Here is an 8,830-nt window from a genome sequence, read left to right as displayed (position 1 = left end):
TTACTTACTTTCTTCTGAAATATGAATTAATCCCTGGTCAAATATTTGCTTTACATGTTCATCTTCAAGAGAGTAGAATACAATCTTTCCTTCTCTTCTGCTCTTTACTAGTTCAGCCTGCTTTAAGACTCTTAGCTGATGTGAAATTGCTGATTGGGTCATATTTAATAAGAATGCAATATCGCAAACGCACATCTCTGATTCATCTAATGCCCAGAGTATCTTAATTCTTGTTGAATCTCCAAAAACTTTAAATAGTTCTGCTAGATCATATAGAGTTTCTTCTTGAGGCATTTTTTCTCGCACTTTATTTACAATTTCCTCATGTATTACATCACAGTCGCATCTTTCAATTGGTTGAATTTTTTTTGCCATATTTATATCACCTCTTTATCATTCAATTGAACACTTGAATAAGCTTTCATATATATTATAAACCTCAATTCTCCGTTTGTCAATAAAAACATATGAGTAATTGTTCAAGTGTGTTTATCTTTTAGCTTTACGGTCAAGACCGCCACCTCTAAGCGCAGCGTAGGTGGGTTTTAATCAGGTGGAGTAGACTCTCCATCTGATTCCCCGATGTTTCAGCTTGCTGAAACGAGTTCACTTATTAGATTATCCCCAAGTATAAATAGAAAAGAACCGCCCATCAAGAAGTATTTCTCCTCAATCGGCGGTCAAATTCGTTTTATTTTTCTATATCAATTTCTACACCAGATTTAAATTCAATAGTTAGTTTATCATCATAGACCGTTATTTTCTCTATAAGTCTCCTTACTAGTTGCTCATCATACTTCTCAAGGAGGGTGGATTGTTCATTTAGGAACTTTTCCATATCTTCTAGTCTTTGCTTGGAGCCTTTTTTGCCTGCTTCTTCTGCTAAAGCCTTATGTCTTTCCTCTCTGAGCCTGTAAATATCATCGGCTATATCGTTATAATCTTCTTTGGAATTGGCCAGTCTCAAAAGGTCTTTTTGTAATTCCTCTAGCTTTTTATCTATCTCGGAAACAATATGATTGTCCGTTTCACTTATCACTGTTTCTATATTTTCCTTTAAGATAGTTAAAAAGCCATCCTTTTGCCCTATTAGTTTATTAATTGCATCCACCGTAGCAAGGCCTATCATATCCTCCAGCACGGTTCGAGAATGACAAGCTAACCCTGTATTCTCAAGTCTACTGACGCATCTCCAAACAATCGATTTTTTACCTCGGTTATTCCAATGAACTCTACGGTATATTTCGCCACACTCTCCACAGAAGATAATTTGTGAAAATACATGATTTGAACTAAAGTTTCTTTTCTTTCCACTAGTACTTATATGTCCTCTACTTCTACGAACTAACTCTTCTTGAACCTGCATGAAAATTTCACGCGGGATAATAGCTTCATGACTATTCTCAACATAATATTGAGGTACGATACCGTTATTTACAACCCTCTTTTTTGTAAGAAAATCTACTGTGTAAGTTTTTTGGAGCAATGCATCACCAATATATTTTTCATTGCTTAATATCTTCCTTATGGTACTGGTATGCCACCTTTTTTTGCCCGCTCCTGTAAGTATGCCATCTGCTTCAAGTCCTTTTTTAATTTTATCCATACTGGAGCCTTCAAGATATTCTCGGTAAATTCTCTTAACTATTTCAGCCTCCTCCGGTACAATTACTAATCGCTTATTCTCATCCTTGGTATATCCTAAAAACCTAGAGCAATTGACCATTACCTCTCCCTGTTGGTATCGGTATTGATAGCCAAGCTTTACATTCTGGCTTAATGACTGGCTTTCTTGTTGCGCTAAGGAAGCCATAATAGTTAGCATAATTTCACCTTTGGCATCCAGTGTATTGATATTTTCTTTTTCAAAATATACCGCAATATTTTTATCTTTTAATTTTCTGATGTAATGTAGGCAGTCTAAGGTATTCCTAGCAAATCGGCTTATTGATTTGGTAATAATCATATCAATTTTCCCTGCCATGCACTCATCAATCATTCGATTAAATTCATCACGATTTTTTGTATTTGTACCGCTGATACCATCATCAGCAAAGATCCCTGCAAATTCCCACTCTGAATTTTTCTTAATAAATTCAGTATAATGTTCAATCTGCACTTCGTAACTACTAGCCTGCTCATCACTATCTGTAGAAACTCGGCAATAAGCAGCAACCCGAAGTTTTGGTGTTTCATCTTCTTTTCGATTGTTGCCCATGCGTTTTATTGCAGGTATAATCATTACATTTTTACTAACTGCCATCTTACTGTCCCTCACTTTCTATTAAGCTATAAACATACTCCGCTTGTGTAAAAGGATTTGTATACTTCTGAATTACTTGTCCTATGGTAAACTTCTTAGAAATAGTAGGTTTGTCTTCTTTCTTGGGTTCAAAGATTCTACCTAGCTTTTTCGCTCTCTTTACCCTCTCTGCTTCTGCTTTTTCGTAGGTCTCTTTATCAATGATGGCAGGGTAATAATCATCACCAAGATAACGTTCATTTCTTAGCATCCTTCCAGCAGTTCCATGATAAGCATCTATTCCAGCAGTCTTTGCTGCGACCGATAAGGAAAGGCCTGATAAGTAACCCTTATATAAATTCCTAACCTTTTCAGCTTTTTCTTCATCGATAACTGCTATTCCATTCTCTATCCTATAGCCATAAGGCGTATGTGCCACTTTTCTCACATCCTTTCCCTTAGTGTGATTCCACATTTCAGAACGAAACCTATCTCTACCCTTGAGAAAACGATAATTTTTTCAACATAATCATTGAAAATTTGCTCGCTAAAGGTATTTATCATTTCAGCCTTATTTGTAAACTTTATTAAGTTACTGACTTCCTGCACCTTTGATAATTCTCCATTTAAAGCATGAATTAAAGCTTCTTTTTGCCCCATATAATTATCTGCTTCCATTTGCAGTTCATTGTTTTCTCTGTTAAAAAGGGCAGGTTCTAGATAACCCTTTGCCATAAGCTTTACAAGCAGTTCTCTCTGTTCTGCATTTTTTTCAATTTGCTTCTCTAATTCCTGAATTCTTGAAAGGTTATCTGAGTTGCTCATTCCACGCAAAGCATCTAATAGTGGTTGTAGAATAAGTTTTCTTCCGAAAATCAGCTTATTCATCATTGTAACAAATGCAGTCTTTATATCTTCATCTCTAATAAACTGCATGGAACATTCTGTTATCTGCTTTAAGTGTTTATTACAACACCAAGCTACATATTTTCTTGAACCAGATGAATGAATTCGCCTTTTAAAGGTACTACCACATTCCGAGCAAATAATTTTCCCAGAGAAGGCATACCGGTTTTGATATTTATTATTATGCTTTTCTATACTCTTTTCCTTTGCCCTTTGATTTAGTACAGCTTCCACAGCTTCAAATACTTCATGACTGATAATTGCCTCATGGTGATTTTCTATTAAATATTTATTTTTCTCACCATAGTTGGCATGCCTATTAAATCGAGAATCTGTATAGGTTTTTTGCAATATAGCATCTCCAGTATATTTCTCATTTTTTAATATACCTAGAATAGTAGTAGCAGTCCAACGAGTGCCCCGTTTAGTAGGTATACCCCTTTGATTAAGATCATCTGCTATTTTCTGTGTACCCTTGCCTGATAATACTTCTGAAAAAATATACTTCACAATTTCTGCTTGCTCAGAATTAACCCGCATTTGACCGTCAATGTTGTCATAGCCGTATGGTGGGTATGAAATCTTAAAAGTTCCGTTTTGAAATCTCCTTTGAATTGCCCATTTATTGTTTTCCGAAATCGAAATAGATTCACTTTCTGCAAGTCCACTTAATATAGAAAGCATCAACTCACTTTCCATTGACTGGGTATTGATATTCTCTTTCTCAAAATAGATGTAAATTCCAAGGTCTAATAGTTTACGAACCATCTCCAAACAATCTGTAGTGTTTCTTGCAAACCTACTAATGGACTTTGTAATAATTAAGTCAATCTTCTTGTTTTCACAATCTGATAACATTCTTAGAAGTTCTAAACGGTTTTCTTTTTTGGTACCACTAATTCCCTCATCATAATAAAGTCCTACATACTCCCATTCTGAATTTGCCTTTATATAAGTCTCATAATGAGATTTTTGTGCTTGTAAGCTCACTAACTGTTCATCACTGTCAGTAGAAACACGACAGTAAGCAGCTACTCGTAATTTAGGCTTGATAATTGATGCGTCATTATTTCCTTCTATTTTTGTTATCTTTTTCATCGACTCACCTCCCTCTGTTGGTCACATATTACCTCTGAAACTCTTATATATCAACGATTTAAGGGCATTATCTCGGCTAAAGCCGGGGAGAAAGTTTCTCGATTCAAAAGCATAATTTTGTTGAACTCAACCTTTGTAATAAGACCCATTCCAAGCATTTGATATAGCAGTTTTTCTGCTCTATAATAATCAAATTCTCTTTGAAGATCCTCATCACTTAGATATTTCCTTTTTGAATTTAATAGTAGATCTTGTTTGTCTGTAATTTTAGTTATCTGCATATAGGTCCCCTCCATTTCTACAGGTAAAACCCTGCACCTATATGCAAAAAATTCCAGTGATTCGAACCCCTAAAAAAACAAAAAACCCGAAGAGTTATTACACTCCTCGGGTCACAAATAAAAATATTAATCATACTTTATAAATGCATCTGTAAAACCGGCCTTTTTCGCTTTAGCAAGCTGGGCCTCTGCATTGGCTTTTACAGAATACGAACCAATTTGAACACGATAATATTTCTTTGTCTCCTGTTCTGCAGGTTTCTCTCCCTCACTTAATAGATTTTTCACATCAGCTCTGAAGGTATCCATGCTTTTTCTATGTTTAGAAAACCAATTTTTCGGATCGCTATGATTACTTGCGATTCCTTTTTGATATCCTTCATAGTGGCCAATAACATCTTTTTCGGTCAAGTTATAGATCTTACAAAGATAGACACACAGTTCTACCGCTTCTTTATAAACTGAACTAAAATATGCGGCATCGGTCAATCCATCTTCGCATATTTCAAAACCGATATGAGTATTGTTTGCTTCACCCCCAGCATGCCATCCTCGATAATTCCACGGCAGTGTCTGATATATTGCAATTGTCCCATCTGCAAGTTTGCCGATGAAAGCATGAACACATACTTGCCTACCGTCTGGTTTCTCTTGATTCCAGTGGTTATTATATTGGTTCTTCCCTAAAAGTCCGTCATCGGGTCCAACATATCTGCGAAGATATGGATTGTTAACCCCAGTGCTGTGCACCATGATGCCTTTAGGTTTGATTTTCTGACCCACTTTATAACATTCATTTTCCGTAAGAATGAGTTTTTTAATGTTCACTAATTTTACCTCCTGCGTTGTAATAAATCATTACTTAGTAACATCCTTATCGCCACCATCTTTTAGCTGTTCAAGAATATTTTTGAGTTTTTCAGGTACTGGAAGTCCGATTCTTGTTGAATTTTCAATAATGCTGATTCCTTCATTGGACAGATAGAAGAATATAACTGCGGTTCTTATAGCGTTGCCATCTCCGATAATGTTCTGGTCAATGATGTGGGAAATGCCAACAAGTGAAAAAATAACGACTTTCTTAAAAATGCCCCGAGCACCTACATCACTGGATAGATGCTTTTCCAAAATCGCGCTCATCACTCCAAGAATATAGTCAATCACGACAAAGGCGATAAGGGCATATAAAAATCCATCGTACCCTCCTAGAAACCAACCAAGCCATCCACCAATCGCTGTAAAAGCCATTTGAATAAAAGTCCAAATATCTCTCATGTAATTTCCTCGCTTTCATTTTTGTGTATTAAAAAACGCCCTATTTAAGGCGTCGATTCTTATTCATAAACCCTGCTACTGCTAGTTTTATCTTTTGTTATTTTCCCGATGTAGTCACTAAGTCTTCCCTTTCCAAGCCTTCCACCGCTGTCCACCGTAAAATCAGTGTAGAAACCATCCTTCCCAAATCTGTGAGTAATTTCTGTAATAAGTCCAAGGTTATATGAGCCTTTATCACTAACGATTACTGCTTCGTCGCCAAGTATAAGTTGCGGTCGAAATGGGCCAGTGAAACTCTCGATCTTACCAACATACTGAAGGCTAAGAGCAATTTGATTAGCATAGTTTTGTGCATCAATTGCTGTAGTTCCTTCGGGTACATTTACATAAAGAGTTTTGTTTGCCTGCGAGTTCCATCCAGAGTATGTTTCAACATCCCTATAGACCTTAACTGAGAAATCTTGGTTGTGTACGCATACTCGTCTATAGGCTTCTTGATCATCCCGTACAATGCTTCTTGTAAAAATGTCTTTACCCCTGTGAAAGGTGTAGGTAGTATTTCTTGTAAAGCCAGCATAGTTTGATGAACCTATTACTACCGTTCCATCTACAAGTTCTTTTACTTGCCAACCATCTAGTGCCTTTAATATCTCCATGATTCCTTCAAGATAACTCATATTTTCATCAAACTGATATCCTGCATAAGTGCTGGTGTTTTCCACAAGCATTTCATCTGAACTTATGTTTGCCCTAAACAATATATCCTTTAATGTCTCATGGAGCACCATGTAAGGGTATGAGTTTTCCTCATCAAAACTTTGATCACCTAGCGCTTTCCCGATTATGTTTCTACCATCCACACTGACCGTTTCAGATAGAATAGAAAAATTGCTTCTGTCCACATAGAAAACCCCCATTGGGAAAGGTTCGCTATCTCCCATAACTAATTCAAATTCCACCTTGCTTCCAGGAGAAAGAAGACTAGATTCTTCTGAAATGGCTACATTACCTTGATACTCAGGATTTTCATTTAATGGATTATCAAGGCTTAAGGTGAAAGAAGATATAGAGGTATCCATGGAATGCTTAATGGAACCGCTATTAAGATATCTTCCCATTTCAAAAGCAAATTCGTATATTAATAGCTTATGGGTATCAGAAGTTCTATAACTCCCTACAACACCGAATCCCTGAAGGATTTGAAGCTCCATCTGCTTGATTGTAACATCCGGACTGACCTTTATAGGAGTGAGCCAGTTGGGGGAGTTATACTCTCCATTCAGTTTTTCTGATGATTTCCCATGGAGTTCTTCTCCAAATAGATAAAATAGCTGTCCTTCTGTCTTTGGAAATTGAAGAAAGTCAGGGTATTTTCCTTTACCGACTATTCCTGCAGTTGAAAAAACCAGTTCCATCTAATCACCCACTTCACCTATATCCTCTAGAAACTCAATCTTTAGTTCATGTCTTTTCCCACATTTTATACAGACCACAAAGTCTCTAATGGTTTCATAATAAAACTCCTGACCACATTCACATTTTATGTTACCTTTCTTCATTTATATCCCCTCCCCAAAGGCTAGAACAGCCTCCGCATTAAGCAGATAATTTGTACCCTTTGGAATTTCATTGATATGATGTCTTTTAATAAGGACAACATCCCCCTCTTGAAGAACTGTTGTATTAAATTTCATTATTGGAAGCAAGTAGCTTTGCCAGTTAAATATTGTCATGCTTCCATAGCCTTCTGTAATATAGCAATTGATTCTCATATACTTCTGGGTGGTGTTGATATAGATATATCTAAAGGTGGTATCCATGGTGGCATTTCCAAGGCCAGTAATGTAGTTTACCCAAGCATCCCCAAGATTATCTTTTGTGGCAAAGTCATAATAGCTTCTAGCATAGCCTTGACTCGTTTTGAAACTTATTACAAAATTAAATCCTTCCTCTGAATAAAGTTCTACCACACCACACTGAACGGTACTCCCAATGATTCCAGTATCATAGTAATGAGTATTAATGACATCTTGCCATTTTTTGTGGCTTGAAACACTTAGTACATCTAAAAAGCTAAAATCATTACTTGAATAATTGAAATCTCCAAATTCTGTGAAATAATAGTCTGTGATTACATTGCCATTAATTTTCACTTCTTCAACATTAGTGTCTTTGAAGTTTAGAAATAATTTATTAGCCGCAGCTTCTTCAGATGAAACAACATACTCATAAGTCATATCTCCATCGTAGGATACAGGAAAAGAGCCAATACCTGCCCAAACTAGCCTATCCACTGGAATATCAAGTTTTCTATCCTTGAATGTCTTTCCAAAATATCTATTACCTGTAGCCTCGATTCCAAGAACTACATAGTTACTGAACTGACAATTTAGTTTTCTGGTTCTTGCTACAGCATCTGTGGTAGCTGTGGCACTCATACCAACATTTGGCTGGCATAGATATTTGCTGGTTGATATGGCCAAGGTGTTAGAGGGTACGCTTCCTGCACCAGCAAGATAATCTCTAAGAGTCGTATACCATTCACCACCATTTGTAAATTCATCAAATTCTACAAATACTGTGGCATAAATATCAATGATTCTAACCGGTGTCTTTTCTATGGATAATGGGTTTCCTTCTGCATCTGTTATCATGGCATGAGTGTTTACCTCAGTTGAAGCTTCGCTTATACCAACTTCTGTTAAGATGTTTCCGTTAAATTCAGTAGCTTCAAGCCTTATAAATCTAGTCCATTTAGATACAGGAAATGCCCTTATTAGTTCTACATCGGAACATGCCTTATTGCCCACTCGGTTAAACAATGTTGTTCTGGTTGGGTCTAAGGTTCCACTTCCAGTACCAAACACAATTTGGGTAAAAAAGCTACCAAATGCTACAAGTCTAGTATACATTCTATTAAGAACTATATTTTCTGCTTGTCCTCTTAATTCTACTTCACCTGTCTCTACATTAGTTACTACGATGTCAAATCTATTGTGAAATTTTGGTTTTAATTCTGCTTTCATAC

General features: G+C 36.4%; 10 protein-coding genes. All 10 read right to left on the bottom strand.

Translation table 11 applies throughout. From position 1 onward, the window contains the following. The 10 genes from E4100_RS00530 to E4100_RS00490 all read right to left on the bottom strand — a co-directional run bounded on the left by E4100_RS00530 (position 1) and on the right by E4100_RS00490 (position 8,828). The gene (locus E4100_RS00530) at positions 1-375 is read right to left on the bottom strand and encodes an ArsR/SmtB family transcription factor (protein WP_005584884.1); all 375 of its coding nucleotides are present in this window, start codon (positions 373-375) and stop codon (positions 1-3) included. Between the two features lie 316 nt (positions 376-691). Continuing rightward, positions 692-2,263 (bottom strand): recombinase family protein, encoded by a 1,572-nt coding sequence (locus E4100_RS00525; RefSeq protein ID WP_068557035.1) that lies wholly within the window; start codon positions 2,261-2,263, stop codon positions 692-694. Position 2,264: 1 nt separating this feature from the next. Next, on the bottom strand, positions 2,265-2,690 hold the full coding sequence (locus E4100_RS00520) for a recombinase family protein (RefSeq protein ID WP_425596604.1): 426 nt from the start codon (positions 2,688-2,690) through the stop codon (positions 2,265-2,267). Next, a complete protein-coding gene (locus tag E4100_RS00515) occupies positions 2,687-4,246 on the bottom strand; it encodes a recombinase family protein (protein WP_135269806.1) in 1,560 nt (519 codons plus the stop codon). Before E4100_RS00515 ends, E4100_RS00520 begins: the two co-directional genes overlap by 4 nt. 50 nt (positions 4,247-4,296) lie before the next feature. Beyond that, complete coding sequence (locus E4100_RS00510) at positions 4,297-4,527, bottom strand: SHOCT domain-containing protein (protein ID WP_135269804.1); 231 nt, start codon at positions 4,525-4,527, stop codon at positions 4,297-4,299. A 126-nt stretch (positions 4,528-4,653) separates the two neighbouring features. Next, entirely contained in the window at positions 4,654-5,355 is a 702-nt protein-coding gene (locus tag E4100_RS00505) for an N-acetylmuramoyl-L-alanine amidase (RefSeq protein WP_135269802.1), read from the bottom strand. Between the two features lie 30 nt (positions 5,356-5,385). Beyond that, positions 5,386-5,802, bottom strand: a complete 417-nt coding sequence (locus E4100_RS00500; protein ID WP_135269801.1) for a phage holin family protein — start codon at positions 5,800-5,802, stop codon at positions 5,386-5,388. Between the two features lie 59 nt (positions 5,803-5,861). Continuing rightward, the gene (locus E4100_RS00495; RefSeq protein WP_135269799.1) at positions 5,862-7,217 is read right to left on the bottom strand and encodes a hypothetical protein; all 1,356 of its coding nucleotides are present in this window, start codon (positions 7,215-7,217) and stop codon (positions 5,862-5,864) included. Continuing rightward, positions 7,218-7,361, bottom strand: a complete 144-nt coding sequence (locus tag E4100_RS09270) for a hypothetical protein (RefSeq protein ID WP_167792032.1) — start codon at positions 7,359-7,361, stop codon at positions 7,218-7,220. After that, positions 7,362-8,828 (bottom strand): hypothetical protein, encoded by a 1,467-nt coding sequence (locus E4100_RS00490; RefSeq protein ID WP_135269797.1) that lies wholly within the window; start codon positions 8,826-8,828, stop codon positions 7,362-7,364. It lies immediately after the preceding gene. Between the last annotated feature and the right edge of the window lie 2 nt (positions 8,829-8,830).

Origin of the sequence: Soehngenia longivitae, assembly GCF_004684055.1 — a bacterium.
GTDB lineage: Bacteria > Bacillota > Clostridia > Tissierellales > Tissierellaceae > Soehngenia > Soehngenia longivitae.
This window is presented reverse-complemented; position numbering and strand designations above follow the sequence as displayed.